Below are 22201 nucleotides of genomic sequence, written 5' to 3' on the forward strand. Positions count from 1 at the left end.
CATGGAACGCATCGACTGCGACGTCGTCATCGTGGGAGCCGGGGCATCCGGCCTCACCGCCGCCACCCGCCTGAAAGACGCCGGCCGCTCGGTCGTCGTGCTCGAGGCGCGTGACCGCGCCGGCGGGCGGCTCTGGACCGACGACATCGACGGCGCGATGCTCGAGATCGGCGGCCAGTGGGTCTCGCCCGATCAGGACGCGCTCATCGAGACGCTCGACGAGCTCGGCCTCGAGACCTACCCCCGCTACCGCGAGGGCGAGAACATCTACATCGGGCCCGACGGCGAGCTGAAGAAGTTCGAGGGCGAGATCTTCCCGGTGCCGCGCGAGACCGAGGAGCAGATCGTCTCGCTCATCGACGAGCTCGACGCACTCGTCGCCGAGATCGACCCCGACCGTCCGTGGGCGCACCCGCGGGCCAAGGAGCTCGACGAGATCTCGTTCGCGCACTGGCTCGAGACGCAGACCGACGACCTCGAGGCGCGCGAGAACATCGGCATGTTCATCGCCGGCGCGATGCTCACGAAGCCCGCGCACGCGTTCTCGGCGTTGCAGGCACTGCTCATGGCGGCATCGGCCGGCTCCTTCTCGAACCTCGTCGACGCCGACTTCATCCTCGACCGTCGCGTCGTCGGCGGACTGCAGCAGGTGCCGTTGCTGCTCGCCGAGCGACTGGGTGAGGCGGTGCGCCTCGGCCAGCCGGTGCGCACGGTGCGCTGGGCTCCGGATGCCCCGGAGTCGGGCGTCATCGCGGTGACCGACTCGCTCGAGGTGCACGCGAAGCACGTCGTGCTCGCGCTGCCGCCGATCCTGATCAGCCGCATCTCCTACGAGCCGCCGCTGCCGCGCCGCCAGCAGCAGTTGCACCAGCACCTCTCGATGGGCTTCGTCATCAAGGTGCACGCCGTCTACGAGACGCCGTTCTGGCGGGATGCCGGGCTCTCGGGCACCGCGTTCAGCCCCTACGAGCTCGTGCACGAGGCCTACGACAACACCAACCACGAGGACCCGCGCGGCACCCTCGTCGGCTTCGTGTCCGACGAAGAGGCCGACGGCGTCTTCTCGCTCACGCCCGAGCAGCGCAAGCGCCGCATCCTCGAGTCGCTCTCGCACTACTTCGGCGAGCAGGCGCTGGCCCCCGTCGTCTACTACGAGAGCGACTGGGGTTCAGAGGAGTGGACCCGTGGCGCGTACGCCGCGAGCTTCGACATGGGCGGGCTCGCGCGGTACGGCGCCGACCTGCGCACGCCCGTCGGGCCGATCCACTTCTCGTGCTCCGACATGGCGGGCAAGGGCTACCAGCACGTCGACGGCGCCATCCGCGTCGGCCGCGACGTCGCCGACGAGATCCTCGCGAGCCGTTGATGGGCGGCACGCGAATCGTCGTCGGCTACACCGCCAACGACAGCGGCGCCGACGCGCTCGCCCTCGCCACACGGCTCGCCTCGGCGAGTGAGGCACTCCTCGACGTCGTGATGGTGCTCCCGAGCGAAGCACGCAACAGCGTGGTGCCGGCAGATGCCGGGTACGAACGACACCTCAAGGAGCGTTCGCGCAGGTGGCTCGCCGAGGCCTCCGCCTCGCTCGGCGACGACGTGGCCCAGTCGCTCCACGTGCGCTACGCCGAGTCGTTCGCCGAGGGGCTCATCGCCGCTGCACACGAGTTCGGCGCGTCGCTCATCGTCGTGGGTGCCGCCCGCGGCGGCATCCTGGGGCGCTCGCGCATCGGGTCGGTCGCGGGGGAGCTGCTGCACTCGTCCGACGTGCCGGTGGCCCTCGCCCCGGCGGGCTCGCGCGAGGTTCCTGCCGCGCAGGGCGTGTCGCGCATCACCACCGCGATCGGCACGAGACCCGGAGCCGACGCGCTGCTCGAGGCATCCGTCGCGCTCGCGCGCGCGACCCTCGCACCCCTGCGACTGCTCTCGCTCGTCTCCATCGACCTGCCGGCCGGCATGGACGAGGGGCTCGCCGAGCTCACCAGCACCGTGCACGCCGACGAAGTGCTCCTCACCGCGCGGCGCGCCCTGCCCACCGGCATCGAGGCGACCGCCGAGGTCGCGGAAGGCCCCACCATCGAAGACGCGGTGCGCGGGCTCGAGTGGCACGCCGGCGAGATCGTGCTTGTCGGCTCCAGTCGCCTGGCGACGCCGCACCACCTGTTCCTCGGTTCGACGGCGGCGAAGATGCTCCGCGAACTGCCGGTCCCGATGATCGTGGTGCCGCGCACCGCCGCGTCGGGCGCAACGAGCTGAAAGAGACGGCAATGACGCACCAACCAGTACCCGCCGCACCACTGACCGAGGCGACGCGCGCCGTCGACGGAGCCGACCACGGCATCTCGAAGAAGGGGCTCTCGGCCGGTTCGGTCGGCCTCATCGGCGCGATCGTCATCGGCATCTCGTGCATCGCCCCCGCGTACACGTTGACGGCCGCGCTCGGCCCGACCGTGTCGGAGGTCGGGGTGCAGGTGCCCGCGATCATCCTCGTCGGGTTCATCCCGATGCTGCTCGTCGCGTTCGGCTACCGCGAGCTCAACCGCCGCATGCCCGACTCGGGCACCTCGTTCACGTGGGCGACGCGTGCGTTCGGGCCGTGGGTCGGCTGGCTCGCCGGCTGGGGGCTCGTCGCCGCGACGATCCTCGTCCTCTCGAACCTCGCAGGCATCGCGGTGGACTTCCTGTTCCTGCTGATCTCGCAGATCGCCGGGGATCCGGCGATCGCCGAGCTCTCCACGAACCCGTTCATCAACGTCGTGGTGTGCCTGCTGTTCATGGTCGGCGCGACCTGGATCTCGTACCGCGACATGCAGACCACGCAGAAGCTGCAGTACTGGCTCGTGGGGTTCCAGGTGCTCGTGCTCATCATCTTCTCGGTTGCCGCGCTCGTCGAGGTGGCCAACGGCAACGCCTTCGACGCCACGGCGATCGAGCTGTCGTGGTTCAACCCGTTCGCCGTCGAGTCGTTCTCGGCGTTCGCAGCGGGCTTGTCGCTCTCCATCTTCATCTTCTGGGGCTGGGACGTCACGCTCACGATGAACGAGGAGACGAAGGGCTCGGAGAAGACCCCGGGGCGCGCCGCGACGATCACCGTCGTCACGATCGTGGTGCTGTACCTGCTCATCGCCGTCTCGCTCATCGCCTACGCGGGCGTCGGCACCGGTGAGTTCGGTCTCGGCAACCCCGACATCCAAGACAACGTGTTCTTCCACCTCGCGGGCCCGATCCTCGGCCCGCTCGCGGTGCTCGTCTCGCTCGCCGTGCTCACGAGCTCGGCGTCGTCGCTGCAGTCGACGTTCGTCTCGCCCGCGCGCACGCTCCTCGCGATGGGGCACTACGGCGCCCTGCCAGAGAAGTTCGCGAAGGTCAGCCCCCGCTTCTTCACGCCCGGGTACGCGACGGTCGTCTCGGCGATCGTGGCATCCGTCTTCTACGCCGTCATGCGCTTCCTCAGCGAGAACGTGCTCTGGGACACGATCACCGCCCTCGGCATGATGATCTGCTTCTACTACGGCATCACCGCGTTCGCGTGCGTGTGGTTCTTCCGCTCGGTGTGGTTCCGCTCGGTGCGGAACGTGTTCTTCACCCTGCTCTTCCCGCTCATCGGCGGAGTGATCCTCGCGGTGCTGTTCTTCACGACGCTCATCGACAGCATGGACCCCGACTACGGCAGCGGCTCGAACATCTTCGGGGTCGGCCTCGTCTTCGTGCTCGGCATGGTGGTGCTGCTCTCAGGCGTCGCCATCATGCTCTGGCAATGGCGAAAGCGACCCGCGTTCTTCCGTGGGGAGACCCTCTCGCGCGCGGTCGCCGAGGGCTGAGCGCCCGAGCCGCCGGGCCCCGAGCCCGGTCGCATCGTTCGGCGGCGGATCAGGCGACGGACGCCTCTGCGGCCTCGAACACCGCGTTGCCCGCGACGACCGTTCGCACCACGCGCGCCTCGAGCAGCGCATCGGGGCCTTCCGCGAAGGGATCCCGATCGATCACCGCGAAGTCCGCGGCGAGCCCGACGGCGATCCGGCCGCGCTCGCCCTCCTCGAGGCAGCTCGCGGCGGCGTCGCGCGTGGCGTGCATCACGGCGTCGGCAAGGGGGACGGCGTACTCGGGGTGGTTGGCCGGATACGAGCCGTCGAGCGCCGACCGGCGCGTGGTGGCGATGTAGAGGTTCGGCAGCGCCTCATGCGGCGCGGTCGGGGCATCCGTCGAGAACGCCAGCAGGGCTCCCGCATCGCGGTACTCGGTCCAGGCGAAGCCGCGGTCGGCGCGTTCGTCGCCGAGCATCGCCGCCCAGTTCGCCCAGATCGCGGGGTCGGCGTGCACGGGCTGCATCGACGCGGTGACGCCGAGCACTGCCATCCGGCCGGCGGTCTCGGCGGCGGCGTACTCGAGATGCTCGATGCGATGCCGGCGGGGGCGTTCACCGTTCACGGAGTGCGCGTGCTCGAGCGCGTCGAGGGCGATGTCGCTCGCGAGGTCGCCGATCGCGTGCATCGCGATCTGCAGGCCGGCCGCGTCGGCGACCGCCACCACGGGGCGCAGCCGCTCGAGCGGCCAGATCGGCTCGGCGTTCGAGCCGTCGGCGTACGGATGCCGCATCGCGGCCGTGCACGCGTCGATCACCCCGTCGAGCACGAGCTTGATGCCGACGACCCTGAGCCACGGGCGGTGCACGCCGGCGAGCTCGACGGCGCGAGCGACCTGCGCGAGGTTCTGCTCGTCGTCACCGGTGTTCGCGATGAACCAGTGCGCCAGCACGTGGATCGGCAGCGCGCCGCCGCGGCGCTCGGCCGCTCGATCGAACGCCGCGAGCCCGAGCTCGTCGAAGGCCATGTCGACCACGCCCGTGACGCCCGACTCGAGGTAGGCGGCGATCGTTCGCTCGACGGCCGCGTCGCGGTCGGCATCGGTCGCAACGTCCGCGAGCAGCGTCCACGCGTGCTGCTGCGCGGCGGTCTCGTAGAGCATTCCGTCGGGCTCGCCGTCGGCGTCGCGACCGATGCGCCCACCGATGGGGTCGGGCGTGCGACGGTCGATGCCGAGCTCGCGCAGCGCGGCCGAGTTGACCCAGACCGAGTGGTAGTCGTTGGCATCGAGGTACACGGGCACGTCGGCGACCACCGCATCGAGCATCGCGGCCGTGGGCGCGCCGCCCGGCACGGAGTCGAACAGCCACCCGCGCCCGAGGACTCGCGGCGCCGCGACGTCGGCCTCACGCGCGGCGCGCAGCCGTTCCTGGATCTCGGGCAGGGTGCGGGCGTCGGTGAGCCCGACCTTGCCGAGCGCCTCGCCCATCATCACGAGGTGCGTGTGGGCGTCGATGAAGCCGGGCACGACCACCTTCCCGCCGAGGTCGACGACCTGCGCATCGGGCCCGGCGACATGGGCGGCCTCGGCGTCGGAGCCGACGAACGCGATGCGCCCGCCGTCGACGACGATCGCCTCGGCCCAGCCGGGCTCGTCGGCGGTGAAGACCCGGGCGTGCGCGTAGACGGTGCAGGTCATGCGGCCACCTCCTCGACGACGGCGGGCGTCGCTTCCTCGGTGCGCTGGAGCCGGCTCGAGATGCGGGCGACGAGGAAGGCCGGGACGACCAGGATGAAGCTCGCGACGCCGAGCGCCACGACGAAGCCCTGGTAGCCGAACGACTCGACGAGGGCCGCGCCGATCACGGGGGTCAGGCTCGAGCCCACGAGGTAGACCGCGAGCAGCGGACCCGACCAGCGGCCGTCGGCGTCGAGCGCCGCGGCCGTCGCCACGAAGTAGAAGAACGCGATCGCGTAGATGGTGTTCCACACGATGAAGACCACGATGAACACGGTCGGATCGGTCACGAAGCCCTCGACGATCTTCAGGGCACCACCCGCGATGAGCAGGGTCGCGAGCGGCATGGCACGGCCGAGCCGGTTGCCGACGATCATGAGCAGGACGGCGCCGACGATCCCGCCGGCGGTCGCGCCGCTGAGTGCGATGCCGAGGCCCTCGGGCGTCAGGCCAGCTTGTTCGGCGCCCATGACGCCGGCCATGGCCCAGAGCGAGTCCTCGCTCACGGCCCAGAGCGCGAACGTCACGAGGAGCGAGAACCCGGCGATCGTCTCGGCCTGCGCGGGGCGGCGACCGACGAGCCCGGATGCCGCGGCATCCGCTGCCGGTGCGGCAGCATGATCGACGACGGGTGCCGACGGCAGCCATGCCGACGTGAACAGCACCGCCGCCGAGAACAGCGCGAGGGTTCCGAACACGCTGATCGGCACGAGCGGCAGCAACGGCACCAGCGCCAGGATCACCGTGATGACCGCGCGATTCGCTAGCCCACTGAACCCCGACACCCGATCGGGGTCGATGAAGGCGGCGAGCGCGGCGCCCGCCGATGAGACCGCCCCGCCGGCGCCGACGCCGCCGACGAGGAGGCCCGCGACGACGACCCCGGGCGCGGGCACGAGGGCCGCCGCGCCGAAGCCTGCGGCCGCCATGATCAGGCCGACGCGTGCGACGAGCAGTCGGTGCGGCCCTGCGCTGAGCTTCGCGGTGGCGAGGCCGGTCACGGCGGTGAGGAGCAGCGTGCCGGTCACGAGCCAGCTGGCGGTGAGCACGTCGACGCCGAGCGCCGATTGCGCTGCGGCGATCATGTACGGCGAGAGGTTCACGCCGAGGTAGCCGGCGATGCCGATCCCGAATGTCGCGACGGCGCTGGGCAACCGCAGTGGGATCCGGACGGACGGGAGGGGGTGGGACACGGGGGACCTCCGGGGTAGGCACGACGATGTGCACGAGGTAAACGAATGGTGTTCGTTTATTATGCATACGTGAGCCCGATTCGGGAAGAGGGAAAATCCCGGCGCGTAGGCTGACGTGGACGAAGGAGGCGCCGATGCCCAGGCCGAGGACCCCATTGCTCTCGACCGACCGCATCGCCGACGCCGCCATGGAGCTCGTCGACGAGGGCGCCCCATTCGGCGTCAACGCGATCGCGCGTCGGCTCGGAGTCACGCCGTCGTCCCTCTACAACCACATCGCAGGGCGCGACGAGATCGTCGAGCTGATGCGCGGCCGGCTGGTGCAGCGGTACACCCCGGCGTCGCTCGACGGAACCTGGGACGAGGTCGTCGAGCGGATGCTCCGCGCGCAGCGCCGCATGTACGCCGAGCATCCGTTCCTCATCCCGCTCATCGTCGGGAAGACGATCACCGACCCGTCGGTCATCTCGACCTACGATCGACTCGCCTCCGCACTCGCCGCGGCGGGGTTTCCCGAGGACGACGTGCTCGAGGTCATCGGCATCATCGACGCCTTCTCGATCGGGTTCGGACTCGACCTCGCGTCGCCCGACGACGTGTGGCGACCTGAGACGCCGACCGAGATCCTCGGCCGGCTCGTCGAAGCGGGAGCCCGGGGCACCACCCGCAGCGATCGAGCCTTCGACGGGGGACTCGAGCTGCTCCTCGACGGCCTTCGGCTCCGCCTCGCCCGGTACGAGAACGACTGAGCCCGCTTCCGCGCCCGGCATCAGTGCCGATACCTCCCTCGGGCCCGCTCGTCGGTCTCATTCGGTAGGGTCTCTCCAGGTCTCATCGATCGAGAGCCGACCGTCAACTCGAAGAGGAGTCCGAGATGCACGTCCGCGCGATCCGCACCCGCCTGAAGGCCGGCATGCAGGAGGCCTACGAGGAGGCGCACCGGGTCGTTCCGGCCGAGGTCGCCGAGAACCTCGCCGAGCGCGGCTACGTCGAGTGGCTGATCTTCCGTCACGGTCAGGACCTCTTCCACGTGATCACCACGACGGGCGACGAGCCGCCCCGCTCCGAGCGTACGCAGGAGATCGGCGAGCGCTGGCACGCCATCATGGGCCCGCATCTCGAGCCCGTCGAGGGCGACGTGGGAAGCGTCGACCTGCGGCTGGTCTGGAGCCTCTCGGAGAACGGCGGCGCGTAGTCGCGCCGGCCGAGCGCTGGTCACGGGATGCGCAGCGGATGCCCCTTCCGCGCGAGGCATCCGTGTCGATACCGTGAGACCGGGGCGCCCGGTCACGGGCGCGAGAATGGGGAATCCGCATGTCAGGACTCGACGAGCTCATGGCCAACCTCCCGATCGGCGACATCGCCAAGAAGCTCGGGGTCGACGAAGCGACCGCGAGAACGGCGATCGACGACGCGCTGCCTGCGCTCGTCGCCGGCATGGGCGCCAACGCCAACGACCCTGCCGGGGCGGCGTCGCTCGAGAAGGCGGTCACGTCCCACGACCCGTCGCTCGTCGAGGGCGGCGTGAATCTCGATGACGTCGATGAAGACGACGGCCGCAAGATCGTGCGGAACGTGTTCGGGGGCAACACCGACCAGGTCGTGAAGGCGCTCGATGCGAAGGAGAGCAAAGAAGGCACGGGCTCGAACCTCATCGGCCAGCTGCTGCCGATCCTCGCCCCCATCGTCCTGGCCTTCATCGCCAAGCAGTTCCAGAAGAAGCAGGCGCCGAAGCCCTCCGCGACGCCGACCGAGGTTCCCGCGTCGGGCGGCATCGGCGACGTGCTCGGCCGTCTCATCGGGGGTGACGGCCTCGGCGACCTGCTCGGCGGACTCTTGGGCGGCGGCAAGCGCTGACCGGCCCCGGCGGTTCGTGAGCCGGGCGAGCGCAGGTCGCGGGCCACTCGACCATCCCGCCCGAACGCACTGCATAGACTGGCTGGGTGCCAGTGAATCCCGAGCTGATGGGGCGCGTCTTCCCGCCCACAGAGCCCTATCTCGTCGGTCGTGAGAAGGTGCGCGAGTTCGCTCGCGCCGTCTTCGCGACGAATCCGATCAACCTCGACCCCGAGGCCGCCCGCGCGGCCGGCTACGACGACGTCGTCGCACCGCCGACCTTCCCGATCGTCGTGCAGGAGCGCACCCTCGCCCAGCTGCTGTCCGAGCCCGACGTGGGCATCGACTTCTCCCGAATCGTGCACGGCGACCAGCGTTTCAGCTACACGCGTCCGGTGGTCGCGGGCGACCAGCTCACTGCGACGCTCACGGTGTCGAGCGTGAAGACGCTCGGGGGGCACTCGATCGTCGTGGCGGAGTCCGAGATCGTCGACGCCGACGGTGCTCACGTGGTCACCGCGCTGTCGCAGCTCGTGGTGCGAGGAGACGAGTGATGCCCGCTCCTGAGTTCACTTCCCTCACCGTGGGCGACGTCGTCGCCGAACGCTCCTTCCCGCTCACTCGCGACTCGCTCGTGCGCTACGCGGGGGCATCCGGTGACTTCAACCCGATCCACTACCGCGACGACATCGCCGCCGCCGTCGGCCTGCCGGGCGTGCTCGCGCACGGAATGCTCACCATGGGACTCGCGGTGCAGCCCGTCGTCGACTGGGCCGGCGACCCCGGTCGCGTCACCGACTACCAGGTGCGGTTCACCCGCCCGGTCGTGGTCGACCCCGAGGTGGGCGCCGTCATCGCGGTCACCGCGAAGGTCGGCCAGCTCGACGAAGCGGCCACGGTCGCCCGCATCGACCTCACGGTCAAGCTCGGCGACGACACCGTGCTCGGCAAGGCGCAAGTGCGCGTCGCGCTCGCCTGACATGAGCGGCGACGTCCGGTTCTCCGAGCTCACGACGCTGCAGGTCGGCGGCGCCATCGAGCGACTCGTGACCGCCACGACCCAGCGCGATCTCGTCGACCTCGCCCGTGAGGCCTGGGCGACGGATGCTCCGTGGCTCGCGCTCGGCGGCGGCTCGAACCTGCTCGTGGCCGACGACGGCTTCGACGGCACGGTCATCCGGGTCGCCACGCGCGGCATCGAGGTGCTGCCGAACCCCGGCGACGCGGCATCCGCCCGCATCCGGGTGCAGGCCGGCGAGTCGTGGGACGACCTCGTCGCGTGGACCGTCGAACACGGCTACTCGGGCATCGAAGCGCTCTCGGGCATCCCGGGGTCGGTTGGCGCCGCCCCCGTGCAGAACATCGGCGCCTACGGGCAGGAGCTCGAGGCGACCCTCGTGGCGATCGATTTCCTCGACGAGGGCGCCGATGCCCCGCGCCGCATGACCGCCGAAGAGCTCGAATTCGGCTACCGCACCTCGGTGCTGAAGCAGGGGCTGCGCGGCATCGTCGTCTCGGTCGAGCTCGAGCTGCACGACACCGCGGCCGAGCGTGCCGTGCTCGGCGAGGCTCTCGGCCAGCCGATCGCCTACGGGCAGCTCGCCGACGCGCTGCAGGTGCAGCTCGGCGACCGGGTGCCCAGCGCCCTCGTGCGCGACAGCGTGCTCGCGCTGCGCCGCGCGAAGGGCATGGTGCTCGACCCGACCGACCCCGATTCCGTGAGTGCCGGGTCGTTCTTCACCAACCCGATCGTCAGCGAGCACGCTGCACGAACGCTTCCGGCGGGCGCACCCCGGTGGTACCTCGAGCCCGAACCGCCCGAGGAGGTGACGCCGCTCGGCTCGCTCGCGACGGAGTCGCCGCTCGACGCGTTCCTCGCGCACCAGGCGGCGCTCGAGGCATCCGTCGACGAGTCTGGTGCCGCGGCAGGCGAGTCGCTCGTGAAGCTCTCGGCGGCGTGGCTCATCGAGCAGGCGGGCGTGCACCGGGGCTTCGCCCTGCCCGGCTCGCGCGCCGCCGTCTCGTCGAAGCACACGCTCGCGCTCACCAACCGGGGCGGCGCGAGCGCCGACGAGATCGCGCAGCTCGCGCGCTTCGTGCAGAGCCGGGTGCAGGCGGAGTTCGGCATCGTGCTCCAGGCCGAGCCGATGCTCGTCGGGCTCGAGCTGTAGCCTGCGCGCTGTAGCCTGACCGCCGAACGCGTCATTTCGCGCCATCCGGGTGGCCTGCATCGGCCATCGTGTCGGGATATGACGCGTTCGAGTGATTCGCGGGCTCGTCAGCGCGTGGCGCGCTCGCCGCGGCGGATGAGCCCGACGATGCCGAACAGCGCCACGATGATGCCCAGCACGACGACCGCGTAGAGCGCGGCCGCGAGCGGGCTCAGCGTCGTGAGCCACTCGCCGGTCGCCTCCCGGCGGTCAGGGTCGAGCATGATCCACAGGGCCGTGCCGGCGAGTGCGCCGAACAGCAGCGACCAGACGAGCGCGCCCCAGCGCACGGTCGGTCGAGCGTGGGCGGATGCCGCGGCGCCCGTGTCGCTCGGACTGGCGGGCTCGTCGTGCGCCCGGTCGTTCCAGCCGGCGATGACGGCCGTGACGGCGGCATCCGTGTCGGTCGGGTGTTCCGGCGTCGTGCCCGGAGTCTCAGCGGACGCGTTCATTTCATGCTCCTTCACGGATGTCGACGTGCACGTCGCCCGATTGCTGCGTGAGCACGATGCGCACGTCGGCGGTCTCGGCGCCCCCCTCGGCGGGGCTGATCACGCCGGTGTCGCCGCCGAGCAGGAGGACCCTGCTGTCGGTATCGCCGAGCTGCGGCATCGACTCGGTCGAGCCGTCGGGTGACGAGATGAACAGCTCGATCGCGCCGGCTTCAGCGGCGTCGAGCAGCACCCGGGCGCCCTGGTCGATCGTGATCCAGGTGTCGCCGGTGCCCTGGCTGAGCTCGATGGTCGGCGTGCCCGAGTCGAACCTCGGCGTGACGTAGAAGTAGGCGTCGCCGAACGGCTGCACGAGACGCTGGGAGTGGTCGACCGCGATGCCGTAGCTCGGCGGCACGAGCGCTCCCTGCGGCATGATCGAGGCGCCCGCGACGGCCACGAGCATCGACGCGGTGGTGAGCGTCGCGAAGAACGCGAGCGACCCGCTGCGGCGCCGGCGCAGTGCCGCGACGAACATGCCCAGGGCGAGCACGATGGTGGCCACGGCGAAGGCGATCGGGATCGCGAAGTCCGCGACATCCGCTGCGCCCAGCGCCCAGATCGCCGCGATCGAGCCGGCCACGAGGGCGATGCCGATGGCGGTGCAGACGTAGGCGGCGCTCGCACGGGGCCGACTCGCCCGACGTTCGGCCCGAGCCTCCTCGGCGAGGGCGGTCAGGGCGATGGCGCGCTCCTTGTTCTCGGCGGCGGCCCTGGCGCGTGCGGCGCGGTCGGCGTCCTGCTGCGCCGTCTTCCACGCCGCGTGCGAGAGACGCCACGCCTCGTGCTGGGCGCGCCACTCCGCGATGGCCGCGGCGTCGGCGCCTTCTGCGGGCACCGGCGGCTCGGCGGTCGCGTCGGCCGGGGGCGCGGCAGGCGCCGTCTCCGGTGCCGTCGTTGCCGCGGCGGTGAACGCCACCGCGCCGGTCGCCGCGGCGGCAGGCCGTTCAGCGGGCGGGAACGGGTACGTGCCGGCTGGATTCCCCGGGCCGGCGGCGGCGCCTGCGGAAGCCATTCGCGGTCCGCCGCCGCCCGGGGAGTGCTGGGAGGCTCGACGCGCGAGCCAGATGACGAGCACGACGAGGCCGGCGACGACGGCCATCACCCAGAGCACCCGCAGTGGCCACAGCACGTCGATGCCGGCGACCGACCAATCGGGCCACCAGCGCCAACCGAGCCAGCCGCCCTGCACCAGCGGGACGAAGCCGATCACGCCCATGACGGCGATGCCGACGATCGCCGGGTCGACGACGCCGCGCGTGAGCCGCTCGAAGTGGATCTCGCCGTCGACGTCGGGCAGCAGCAGCCACGCGATCGCGTAGAGCAGCACGAACGGAGCACCGAGCACCGCGACCACGACGACGATGCCGCGCAGGATGATCGGGTCGATGCCGAGCCGGGCGCCGACCCCGGCGCACACGCCGCCGAGCCATCCGGCCCGTCGCGGAACGCCGAGCCGGCGGAGCCAGGCAGAGAAGCCGATGCCGGTGCCCGGCGCGGCCGCGGCATCCGCTCGCCGATCGGAACCGGCCGCACCGGGGGCACCGGAGGATGGAGCCGATCCGGCCGCGCCCTCGGCAGACTGGCCGGACCCCGTGGAGTCCCCCTTCACGTCGTCCGGTGCTGGGCCCGCCTCTGGGGCGGTCGAGTTCGTCTCCATGCCTCGATGCTGGCAGTGCGGCGGATGCCCCGCCATGGGGTGAATCCCTGATTCGACCCTGAGCCGCACGCCCCGGCCTCGGTGGCCGGGCGCGGGTCTGCTTGGATGGCTGGCATGGAGTCGACCGGCGAGACCGTGGCGGATGCCTCGCGCACGTCGCCCGCGGGCGGCGTCGGCGTCGTGCCGCTCGCCCGCGCGCGGCACTGCGTCGCGACGGGCGTCTCAGCCGGCCTCGCCGCCCACCTCGGCTGGCCGCCGGCGATCGTGCGCGCGGCCTTCATCGTGCTCTCCTTCGCCGGCGGCGCCGGAATGCTCCTCTACGCGTGGCTGTGGGCGTTCATGGCGGTGGCGCCCGGCGACGAGCGGCCGACGCACCGGGCGCCGGTCGCGTGGATCCTGGTCGCCGGCTCCGCTGCGGCACTCCTCACGGCGTGGGCGACGAGCGGCCGCATCGTCGAGGCCGGCGGCACCGGGCTCGACTGGTGGTTCGGCGTGGTGCTCGCCGGGGTCGGGCTCGCCGTGGCATCCGGTGCCTGGGCGACCTTCATCGACCGCCCCGACCCGGCGCGGGGGCCGCGCACGGAACTCGCGGTGCGCATCTCCGCCACGGCCCTGCTCGTCATCACCGCCCTCGCCCTCGTGCTCGGGCCGAACGCGTACTGGTACCCAGTGCCGACGTTCGCCGCCGCGCTGGCCGCCGTCATCGGCATCGCGCTCGTCTACGTGCCGACCCTCATCGCCCAGTGGCGCGACCTCACGGCCGAGCGCACGAAGCGCATCCGTGAGGAGCAGCGCAGCGAGATCGCCGCGCACCTGCACGACTCGGTGCTGCAGACGCTCGCCCTCATCCAGAATCGTGCCGGGGCGACGAGCGAGGTCGCCCGCATCGCCCGGGCGCAGGAGCGGGAGCTGCGCGACTGGCTCTTCGCCGGCGACACGCCCGCCGACAGCGATCTCGGCACCGACCTCCGCGACTTCGGCGCGGCGCTCGAGATCGATTACGCGGTCACGGTCGACGTCGTCGTCGTCGGGGAGTCTCGCGAGCGGGGGAGCGGCGAGCTCGCGGCCGCCGCACGCGAGGCGATGCTGAACGCCGCCCGGCACGCGGGCGGGGAGGTGTCGGTGTACGTGGAGTCGAGCCCCGAGGCGGTGGAGGTGTTCGTGCGCGACCGCGGGCCGGGTTTCGCGCTCGCCGAGGTGCCGGGCGACCGGCTGGGCGTACGCGAGTCGATCATCGGCCGCATGCGGCGGGCGGGCGGCTCGGCCGTCGTGCGTGCGGGCGCCGGCGGCATCGGCACCGAGGTGCGGCTGCGGTTCCCCGACGAGGAGGCCGGTCGTGGCTGACCCGGTACGCGTCGTCGTCGTCGACGACCACTCGATCTTCCGGTCGGGGCTGAAGGCCGACCTCGACCCCGGCATCCTCGTCGTGGGCGAGGCGCACGACGTGGAGTCGGCAGTCACGGTGGTGACGGATGCCGCGCCCGACGTCGTGCTCCTCGACGTGCACCTGCCCGGGGCCGACGTGCCCGCAGGCACGAGCGGCGGCGCGGAGGTGATCCGCCGTGCGGCGGCATCCGTGCCCGGCACCCGCTTCCTGGCCCTCTCGGTCTCGGACAAGGCCGAAGACGTCGTGGGCGTGATCCGAGCCGGCGCCCGCGGGTACATCACGAAGGGGTCATCCGGTGCCGATGTGAGCCGCGCGGTGCATGCGGTCGCCGGCGGCGACGCCGTGTTCTCGCCGAAGCTCGCGGGCTTCGTGCTCGACGCGTTCGGCGCAGCGGTGGGCGAGACGGCCTCGGCGAGCGATGAGCTCGACCGGCTCTCGGCGCGCGAGCAGGAGGTCATGCGGCTCATCGCCCGCGGCTACGCCTACAAGGAGGTCGCCGCCGAGCTGTTCATCTCGACGAAGACGGTCGAGACGCACGTGTCGGCGGTGCTGCGCAAGCTGCAGCTCTCGAGCCGGCACGAGCTCACCGCGTGGGCCAACGCTCGCCGGCTGCTCTGACCAAGCGACGCATGCCCCGACTCCCCGCCAGCGCAGGAAAATGGGCATGACGGCGTCGCCTCAGGCGATCTTGCGCCTCTTCTCCTGCAACAACGCGCGATCTGAGACGGCCGCTCAGCTCGCGGCGCGCTCCTCGAGGAGCCGCTCGCGCACCTGGCGCCGCAGCACCTTGCCGATGAGCGATCGAGGCAGTTCATCGACGGGCGTGATGCGCCTGGGCACCTTGTACGCGGTGAGGCTCTCGCGGCAGAAGTCGCGCAGCACCTCGGCGTCGAAGACCGCGCCCTCACGCAGCTCGACGGCCGCCGCGACCTCTTCGCCGCCCGCCGACCGGGGCAGGCCGACCACCGCGGCACCGCGCACGTCGGGGTGCCGCAGCAGTGCGCCCTCGACCTCCGATGGCGAGACGTTGAAGCCGCCCGTGATGATGAGCTCCTTCACCCGGTCGACGACCGACACGAAGCCGTCGTCGGCGACGCGCACGATGTCGCCCGTGCGGAGCCAGCCGTCGGGCAGCAGCGTCTCGGCCGTCTCGGTCGGGCGCCGCCAGTAGCCCTGGAACACCTGCGGGCCGCGAATGAGCAGCTCGCCCGCTTCACCCGCCGGCCGGTCGTCGTCGGGATGCTCCGGGTCGACGACGCGGATCTCGGTGCTCGGGAACGGCACGCCCACCGTGCCGGGGCGCCGCGTCGGCCCCATCGGGTTGCCGAGTGCGACGGGCGAGGACTCGGTCATGCCGTAGCCCTCGACGAGGAGGCCGCCGGTCACGGTCTCCCATCGCTCGACGGTGGCTTCGGGCAGGCTCATCGCGCCCGAGATGGCGAAGCGGATGCCCCGGAGCGGCGCCGTGCCGCGCTGCTCCGCCGCCCGGGCGAGCGCGTCGTAGATCGGCGGCACCGCGGGCAGGAACGTGGGCGGCGAGTGCTTCGCCGCCGCGAACACGAGATCGACGTCGAACTTCGGGAAGAGCACGAGCCGAGCGCCGAGGCTCATCGCGAAGGTCAGGCAGAGCGTCATGCCGTAGGCGTGGAACAGGGGCAGCACCCCGTAGAACACCTCGTCGCCCTCGCGGAGGCCCGGCACCCAGGCTCGGCCCTGCATGGCGTTGGCGCGCAGGTTGCGGTGCGTGAGCACCGCGCCCTTCGGGGTGCCGGTCGTGCCGCTCGTGTACTGCAGCAGGGCGATGTCGTCGAGCCCCGGCCGCGGATGCCGCTTCGAGATGGGCCGGCCACCGGCCACCTTCTCCCAGGCCGCGACGCCGCGGGCGGTCGGCTTGGTGGTGAGGGCGGCGCGCGACGCCCGGGCCTTGCGGATCGGCAGGCGAAGGGCCATCCGTTTGCCGAAGGGCAGGGCGCGCGTGAGGTCGACGGCGATCAGGTGCGCCGGCCGGATGTCGCGTGGAAAGTCGGCGACCGTGTCGGCCACCGCATCCCACACGACCGCGACCTTCGCCTCGTGGTCCTCGAACTGGTGCCGCAGCTCGGGCGGCGTGTAGAGCGGATTGTGCTCGACCACGATCGCGCCGAGCCGCAGCACCGCGTAGAACGCGGCGACGTGCTGCGGGCAGTTCGGCAGCACGAGCGCGACCCGGTCGCCGGCGCGCACCCCGAGTCGACGCAGCCCCTCGGCGGCGCGCGCGATCTGCGAGCCCAGCTCGCGGTAGCTCGTCTCGGCCCCGAAGAACTCGAGGGCGGTGCGACCGCCGAAGCGGGCGACCGCATCGTCGATCATGTCGGCGAGTGTCTGCGTGGGCTGCTCGATCTCGTGCGGCACCTCCTCGGCGTAGTGGGCCAGCCAGGGTCGGTGCTCGTACGGATTCACCGTGCGATCGTATTCCTCGTGACTGGTCTCGTGCTGGCAATCGCGTCGCCGGCTCGTGGCGTCGCGGCCGGCCGGTACACGCTGAGCGACGCGGCCACCACCCGCACGGTGCTGCGGTATCCGAGCCGCGGGTCGCGGGCGGAGGCCTCGGCCGTCGCCTCGAGCGCGACCTCGCCGTCGTGGGCGAAGCCGGGCGGCTGCCCGTGCCGCGGGTGCACCGTCACCTCGAGTGACTTCGTGGTGAACGACTCGATGCGCCGGGGCAGCAGCCGGATGCTCCGCAGCACCGCGCTCGTGCGCCGGCCGAACGCGAGCGACGCCGCCGCCCGGGCGCGAGAGCCGGCGTGCAGCATCCGCACGTCGAGCACGCCGCCGTCGAGGCGCCGTCGTTGCAGGGGCGCGGGGGTACCCGGGTCGTTCGGCCCGACGCCCACGAAGAGCGTCCAGACCCGGGCGCGGCGTCCGGCGACCACGATCGTCACCGGGTCGGAGCGGCGGAGCACGCGTGCTGCGGCGATCACGGCGGCGGGCCACTTGCCCCAGCGCTGCTCGCGCCGCTCCCGCTCGGCGACGAAGTCGGGGTAGATGCCCACCGAGGCCGTGTTCAGCACGGTGATCGGCTGGTCGTCGCCGAACGCGAGCTCCGCGACATCCGCCCGCACACCCTCGCCGCGCTGCAGCGCATCGACGGCGAAGTCGACGGATGCCACGCCCGCCGTGCGCGCGAAGTGGTTGAAGGTGCCGCCCGGCACGACGACGAGCGGCAGGCCGGCCGCCCTCGCCTGGTGGGCGACCGACGCGACCGATCCGTCGCCGCCGCACACGCCGAGGATGCGGGGCGGGTGGTCGCGTGCGAGCACCGCGCGCACCACCTCGCCGGGATCCTCGTCGTTGTCGAGGAGCTGGATCTCGGCGTTGGGCAGGCGATCGGCGAGCACCCTCGCCGGGTCCTGCCGCACGACGCCCGTGCCCGACGACCGGTTCACGACGAAGAACACCCCGTCGCCGTCGGGCGAGGCGGGCAGGGTGCAGTCGCGACCGCTCGGCGGGGGCAGCGGCATCTCGCCGGGCCGGGGGCGCACGAGGACGGCGCTGAGCCCGGCGACCCAGACGCCGAGCGCGATGCCGCCGACGACATCGGACAGCCAGTGCGCGCCCGTGTGCAGCCGCGAATACGCGACCCCGAGCGCCGCGGGCGCGAGCGTCGCGCCGAGCCGAGGCGACTCGAGGGCGACCTCCGGCCGCGAACGCGGCGGCACTCGCCGAATGGCCCGACGGGAACGACGGCGTGACCGGGGGCTTCGGCAGGTGCCGGCCGATCGGGACGTCGGCCAGCAGCGGGCGGTCACCGCCGAAGATGCGCTTCGCGATGAGGTTCGTGAGCGCGCTCGCCACGAGGAGCGACACGAGGCCGCGGCCGGCGGCGCGACGACGGCCGACCACGAAGAACGCGCCCGCGAGGCTCCACCAGAGCACGCCCTTGTCGGCGAACCCGCTCACGTGCGACCAGAACCGGTCGGCGAGTGGATGCGCGTGCCGCCCGTTCACGGCCGCGCCGGCCGCGGCATCCACGCGCCGCACCCAATGCGGCAGGATCCGGGTGCGGCGCACGGCGACGCGGAGGCTCGTGAATGCCATCCCGACAGCGTAGGTGCGGGCGCGGGTCGCGTCCACGGGTTGCGGAGCGGCGCGCGAAGATGCTTCAGATCAGGCCCAACTCCATGGCCCGGGTCACGGCGCGAGTGCGGTCGTTCACCTCGAGCTTCTCGAAGACGTGCAGCAGGTGCGTCTTCACGGTCGCCTCGCCGATGAAGAGCGACCGGGCGATCTCGGGGTTCGATCGGCCCGTGGCGACCAGACGCAGCACCTCGAGCTCGCGCGGCGAGAGCTGGGGGGCAGCGGATGCCGCGGAGGCACCTGCGCGAACGCGGGAGACGAGTTTCGCCGCGATCGACGGCGCGAGCACGGTCTCGCCGGCGGCGACGGCGCGGATGCCGGCGAGGATCTCCGCCTGCGGCGCCGCCTTCAGCAGGTAGCCGCTCGCACCCGCCTCGATCGCGGCGAGGATGTGGTCGTCGGTCTCGTACGTCGTGAGCACGAGCACCCGCGTGCCAGGCGACGTCGCGACGATGCGGGCGGTCGCCGCGGCGCCGTCGAGCACCGGCATCCTGAGGTCCATGAGCACGAGGTCGGGTCGCTCCGCTTCGGCGACGGCGACCGCCTGGGCGCCGTCGGCCGCCTCTCCGACGACCTCGATGCCGGGCTCCGACTCGAGGAGCCCGACGATGCCCGCTCGCACGATGGGGTGGTCGTCGGCCACGACGATGCGGATCGGATCGGTCATTCGGTGGCTCCTGCGGCTCCTGCGGCGTTGTCGGCGCGGTCGGTGGTGTCGACGGTGTCGTCGTGGGCATCGGGCCGGGCGCTCGGCACGGTGACGCGGAGCACGGTGCCGCCGCCCGCGCCCGGCTCGACCGCGAACGACCCGCCGACCAGCGCAGCCCGGTCGCGGAGGCCCGCGAGCCCGAACCCGCGCTCGCCCGGCACCGTGGAGCCGGGCCCGACGCCGTCGTCGCGCACGCTCAGCACGACCTCGTCGCCGACCGGGGCGAGTGCGACCGTGACCTCGGCATGTGACGCCTGAGCGTGCTTCCGCACGTTCGCGAGGCCCTCCTGCGCGGCGCGGAGCAGCACGACCTCGTGTTCGCGGCTGAGTGCCGCGGCATCCGATGTCACCGTGACCTGCACCCCCGTCTCGCGCTCGAACGAAGAGCCGAGGCGACGCAGGGCATCGCCGAGTCCACCGTCGGCCGAGATGGGTGCGAGCGATGCCACGAGCCCCCGCGCCTCGGTGAGCGCGTCGCGGGCCATCTGCTCGATGAGCTCGACGTCACCGCGCGCTGCGTCGGCCGCCTCGCCGTCGACCGGCGCCAGCCGATTGCCCGCCCGCTGCGCCACCATCACGAGCCCGGTGAGGCTCTGTGCGATCGTGTCGTGGATCTCACGGGCAAGCCGTGCCCGTTCGTCGACGACGCCCGCATCGCGATGCATCGCGGCGAGCTGACCCTGCGCCGCCTGCAACTCCGCAAGGAGCCGCCCGCGTTCCTCGCCGTATTCGGCGATGCGGGTGATCCAGAGTCCGAGCGCGATGCTGAAGACGACGGAGAGTGTCGCAATGGGCACGCCGCTGAACGGGTCGCCGAAGTGCAGGGCGTAGCCGACGGCCATGCCGGCGGCCACCAGCACATTCGACGCGATGGCGGCGGCGATCGCGGGCGCCGTGGCCCACAGGAACGGATACACGAAAGCTTGCAGGATCGCGACGCCGGGCTCGAAGAATGCGCCGACCGCGACGATCGCCGCGAACGAGACCGCGATCATGACGTAGTGCCCCATCGGCGCCGCGGGCTCCCCAGTGGCGACGAAACGGCGCGCATACACGGCGTACAGCACGAGGAAGGCGGCGGCAGCGGCCCACGTGCCCCATTCGCCCGAACCGTACGGCGGCTCCCGAAGGGTGATGAGCACGGTGACGGATGCCACGGCGATCGCCGCGGCATCCCACCACCGCACTGTCAGCATGCTGCTACCTTCGCACGCGGTCACGCGTCTCGTCGGATCCATCGAAAGGTCAACCGGCTGATGACGAGCCCGACGACGAGCCATGCGACGAGCCAGAACGCGACCCACCCGAGCTCCCACTCGCCCTGTTGCTCGAGCACCTTGAACGCATCGGGCAGGAACACGGAGCGCATGCCCTGCGCCATCCACTTCAGCGGGAACAGGCTCGCGACGTTCTGCATCCACTCGGGCAGGATGTTGAAGCGCAGGTAGACGCCCGAGATGAACTGCAGCACGAGCACGATCGGGATGACGACCGCCGTCGCGCTCTTGCCCGAGCGCGGCACCGCCGAGAGCGCGATGCCGAGGAGGGCCGAGGTCGCGACCCCGAGCACGAACACCCATGCGAACGTGAGCCACGCCCCTGCCTCGGTGGGCATGGCGATGCCGAAGAGCGTCGCCGAGACGAGCAGCAGGAGCGCCGCCTGCAGCGTGGCCGTCACGAACACCTGGCCGATCTTGCCGAGGAAGTACGACACCGGCGAGAGGGGCGTGCCCCCGAGTCGCTTGAGCGTGCCGTCGCCCTTCTCGGTGGCGATGTCGACGGCGAGGTTCTGCACGCCTGACAGCAGCATGCCGGCCGCGAGCATGCCGGGAAGGTAGTAGGCGCCCACCGAGATCCCCTCGACGCCGGGGGCGACTTCGATGTCGCCGGCGGCACTGAAGGCCGCCGTGAAGATGCCGAGCATGATGATCGGGAACAGGAAGGTGAAGAACACCGCGTCGGGCGAGCGGAAGTAACCCTTCGTCTCGTAGCCGATGCGCGACGCGCCGATCGGCAGGATTCCGGTGCTCATGCGAGTGCCTCCTCGTCGTCGCGCGCGTCGGCGCCGGCCGCGCGCACCAGTTGCAGGTAGATGTCTTCCAGGCCCGGCCGGATGACCTCGAGCCCCTCGGGCTCGCGGCCGAGTTCCGCCACGACGGATGCCACGAGCTCGGCCGGCCGCTCGGTGCGCACCTCGTGCGGGGCGCCGTCAGCGCCTCGCCATCGCACGATGGGCACCCGCGCGTCGGCGCCGCCGAGCGAGTCGACCGGCCCGACGTCGACGAGCTTCCCCCCGAGGATGACGCCCGCGCGGTCGCCGAGCTGCGCGGCCTCGTCGAGGTAGTGAGTCGTCAGGAGGATCGTCGTGCCCTCGGCCTTGAGGCCGCGGATGAGGTCCCAGAACTCGCGGCGCGCCTCGGGGTCGAACCCTGTCGTCGGCTCGTCGAGGAACAGCAGCTCGGGCCGGCCGATGATGCCGAGCGCGACGTCGACGCGTCGGCGCTGCCCGCCCGAGAGCTTGGAGATGCGCGTGCGCGCCTTCGCCTCGAGGCCCACGGCGGCGATCACCTCGTCGACGTCGCGCGGGTTCGGGTAGAACTTCGCGAAGTGCGCGAGCTGCTCGCGCACCGTGAAGACGCCGCTCTCGGTGGCCGACTGCAGCACGATGCCGACCCGCGCCTTCCAGTCGAGCCCCGCATGCGCGGGATCGGCGCCGAGCACGCTCACCTCGCCGGCGGTGCGCAGCCGGTAACCCTCGAGGATCTCGACGGTCGTCGACTTGCCGGCACCGTTGGGTCCGAGCAGGGCGAAGGTCTCGCCGCGTGCGATGTCGAGGTCGATGCCGTCGACCGCGGCGAGCCTCCCGTAGACCTTGCGGAGCCCGCGGATCCGCACCGCGGCATCCGTGCGTGTGATGTCCATGCTCCGAGCCTGCCGCGTCGTCGCCTCGCGCGGCAGCCCCCATGCGGTCGATTCGACCATCCACCGATGGGTGGATGATGCCGCACCATCAATGGTGGATGCATCCCACGCGGTGCCCGGTGCGCGCGTGTGCCGCGAG

Annotated in this window: 21 protein-coding genes; 11 read left to right on the top strand and 10 right to left on the bottom strand. The window is 71.9% G+C overall.

Annotated elements, in window-relative coordinates; translation table 11 throughout:
* Position 1: 1 nt before the first annotated feature.
* Genes QFZ26_RS11350 through QFZ26_RS11360 form a run of 3 tightly spaced genes read left to right on the top strand, consistent with a single transcriptional unit; the run spans position 2 to position 3818 of the window.
* Complete coding sequence (locus tag QFZ26_RS11350) at positions 2-1366, top strand: flavin monoamine oxidase family protein (RefSeq protein ID WP_307042141.1); 1365 nt, start codon at positions 2-4, stop codon at positions 1364-1366.
* Positions 1366-2253 carry a universal stress protein gene (locus QFZ26_RS11355; protein WP_307042143.1) on the top strand — a complete coding sequence of 296 codons (888 nt, stop codon included), beginning with the start codon at positions 1366-1368 and terminating at the stop codon, positions 2251-2253. Before QFZ26_RS11350 ends, QFZ26_RS11355 begins: the two co-directional genes overlap by 1 nt.
* A gap of 11 nt (positions 2254-2264) precedes the next feature.
* Positions 2265-3818 carry an APC family permease gene (locus tag QFZ26_RS11360; protein ID WP_307042145.1) on the top strand — a complete coding sequence of 518 codons (1554 nt, stop codon included), beginning with the start codon at positions 2265-2267 and terminating at the stop codon, positions 3816-3818.
* Positions 3819-3867: 49 nt separating this feature from the next.
* Here QFZ26_RS11360 and QFZ26_RS11365 read toward each other — a convergent pair whose 3' ends face one another.
* Both QFZ26_RS11365 and QFZ26_RS11370 read right to left on the bottom strand, forming a co-directional pair.
* Positions 3868-5499 (bottom strand): amidohydrolase, encoded by a 1632-nt coding sequence (locus tag QFZ26_RS11365; protein WP_307042147.1) that lies wholly within the window; start codon positions 5497-5499, stop codon positions 3868-3870.
* Positions 5496-6692, bottom strand: coding sequence for an MFS transporter (locus QFZ26_RS11370; RefSeq protein ID WP_307042149.1), 1197 nt, complete (start codon positions 6690-6692; stop codon positions 5496-5498). The genes QFZ26_RS11365 and QFZ26_RS11370 overlap by 4 nt, the downstream gene beginning before the upstream one ends.
* 173 nt (positions 6693-6865) lie before the next feature.
* Between QFZ26_RS11370 and QFZ26_RS11375 the strand changes: the two genes are divergently transcribed.
* From QFZ26_RS11375 to QFZ26_RS11400, 6 genes are all read left to right on the top strand, one after another.
* Positions 6866-7480 (top strand): TetR/AcrR family transcriptional regulator, encoded by a 615-nt coding sequence (locus QFZ26_RS11375; protein WP_307042151.1) that lies wholly within the window; start codon positions 6866-6868, stop codon positions 7478-7480.
* Between the two features lie 125 nt (positions 7481-7605).
* Positions 7606-7926 carry an L-rhamnose mutarotase gene (locus QFZ26_RS11380; protein WP_307042153.1) on the top strand — a complete coding sequence of 107 codons (321 nt, stop codon included), beginning with the start codon at positions 7606-7608 and terminating at the stop codon, positions 7924-7926.
* 119 nt (positions 7927-8045) lie between these two features.
* Positions 8046-8588: a DUF937 domain-containing protein gene (locus QFZ26_RS11385; RefSeq protein WP_307042155.1), complete on the top strand. Its 543-nt coding sequence runs from the start codon at positions 8046-8048 to the stop codon at positions 8586-8588.
* Between the two features lie 86 nt (positions 8589-8674).
* Entirely contained in the window at positions 8675-9121 is a 447-nt protein-coding gene (locus QFZ26_RS11390; protein ID WP_307042157.1) for a MaoC family dehydratase N-terminal domain-containing protein, read from the top strand.
* The gene (locus QFZ26_RS11395) at positions 9121-9546 is read left to right on the top strand and encodes a MaoC family dehydratase (RefSeq protein WP_307042159.1); all 426 of its coding nucleotides are present in this window, start codon (positions 9121-9123) and stop codon (positions 9544-9546) included. The genes QFZ26_RS11390 and QFZ26_RS11395 overlap by 1 nt, the downstream gene beginning before the upstream one ends.
* 1 nt (position 9547) lies before the next feature.
* Positions 9548-10738 (top strand): UDP-N-acetylmuramate dehydrogenase, encoded by a 1191-nt coding sequence (locus QFZ26_RS11400; protein WP_307042161.1) that lies wholly within the window; start codon positions 9548-9550, stop codon positions 10736-10738.
* 107 nt (positions 10739-10845) lie between these two features.
* Here the strand turns inward: QFZ26_RS11400 and QFZ26_RS11405 are convergent, their stop codons facing one another.
* Entirely contained in the window at positions 10846-11229 is a 384-nt protein-coding gene (locus QFZ26_RS11405; protein WP_307042163.1) for a hypothetical protein, read from the bottom strand.
* 1 nt (position 11230) lies between these two features.
* Complete coding sequence (locus QFZ26_RS11410; protein WP_307042164.1) at positions 11231-12928, bottom strand: PspC domain-containing protein; 1698 nt, start codon at positions 12926-12928, stop codon at positions 11231-11233.
* A gap of 114 nt (positions 12929-13042) precedes the next feature.
* Here QFZ26_RS11410 and QFZ26_RS11415 point away from each other — a divergent pair, with 114 nt between their 5' ends.
* Complete coding sequence (locus QFZ26_RS11415) at positions 13043-14272, top strand: ATP-binding protein (RefSeq protein ID WP_307042165.1); 1230 nt, start codon at positions 13043-13045, stop codon at positions 14270-14272.
* Positions 14265-14933 (top strand): LuxR C-terminal-related transcriptional regulator, encoded by a 669-nt coding sequence (locus QFZ26_RS11420; protein WP_307042168.1) that lies wholly within the window; start codon positions 14265-14267, stop codon positions 14931-14933. The genes QFZ26_RS11415 and QFZ26_RS11420 overlap by 8 nt, the downstream gene beginning before the upstream one ends.
* Before the next feature lie 114 nt (positions 14934-15047).
* Here the strand turns inward: QFZ26_RS11420 and QFZ26_RS11425 are convergent, their stop codons facing one another.
* From QFZ26_RS11425 to QFZ26_RS11450, 6 genes are all read right to left on the bottom strand, one after another.
* Complete coding sequence (locus QFZ26_RS11425; protein ID WP_307042170.1) at positions 15048-16754, bottom strand: long-chain-fatty-acid--CoA ligase; 1707 nt, start codon at positions 16752-16754, stop codon at positions 15048-15050.
* A complete protein-coding gene (locus QFZ26_RS11430) occupies positions 16751-18013 on the bottom strand; it encodes a bifunctional phosphatase PAP2/diacylglycerol kinase family protein (protein WP_307042172.1) in 1263 nt (420 codons plus the stop codon). The genes QFZ26_RS11425 and QFZ26_RS11430 overlap by 4 nt, the downstream gene beginning before the upstream one ends.
* 443 nt (positions 18014-18456) lie before the next feature.
* Positions 18457-19098, bottom strand: a complete 642-nt coding sequence (locus tag QFZ26_RS11435; protein WP_307042174.1) for a response regulator — start codon at positions 19096-19098, stop codon at positions 18457-18459.
* Positions 19095-20336: a sensor histidine kinase gene (locus tag QFZ26_RS11440; protein ID WP_307042176.1), complete on the bottom strand. Its 1242-nt coding sequence runs from the start codon at positions 20334-20336 to the stop codon at positions 19095-19097. The genes QFZ26_RS11435 and QFZ26_RS11440 overlap by 4 nt, the downstream gene beginning before the upstream one ends.
* A 20-nt stretch (positions 20337-20356) precedes the next feature.
* Positions 20357-21172: an ABC transporter permease gene (locus tag QFZ26_RS11445; protein ID WP_307042179.1), complete on the bottom strand. Its 816-nt coding sequence runs from the start codon at positions 21170-21172 to the stop codon at positions 20357-20359.
* Positions 21169-22062, bottom strand: a complete 894-nt coding sequence (locus QFZ26_RS11450; RefSeq protein ID WP_307042180.1) for an ABC transporter ATP-binding protein — start codon at positions 22060-22062, stop codon at positions 21169-21171. The genes QFZ26_RS11445 and QFZ26_RS11450 overlap by 4 nt, the downstream gene beginning before the upstream one ends.
* Positions 22063-22201: the final 139 nt, after the last annotated feature.

It is taken from the genome of Agromyces ramosus, from assembly GCF_030817175.1.
In the GTDB taxonomy this organism is placed as follows: Bacteria; Actinomycetota; Actinomycetes; order Actinomycetales; family Microbacteriaceae; genus Agromyces; species Agromyces ramosus_A.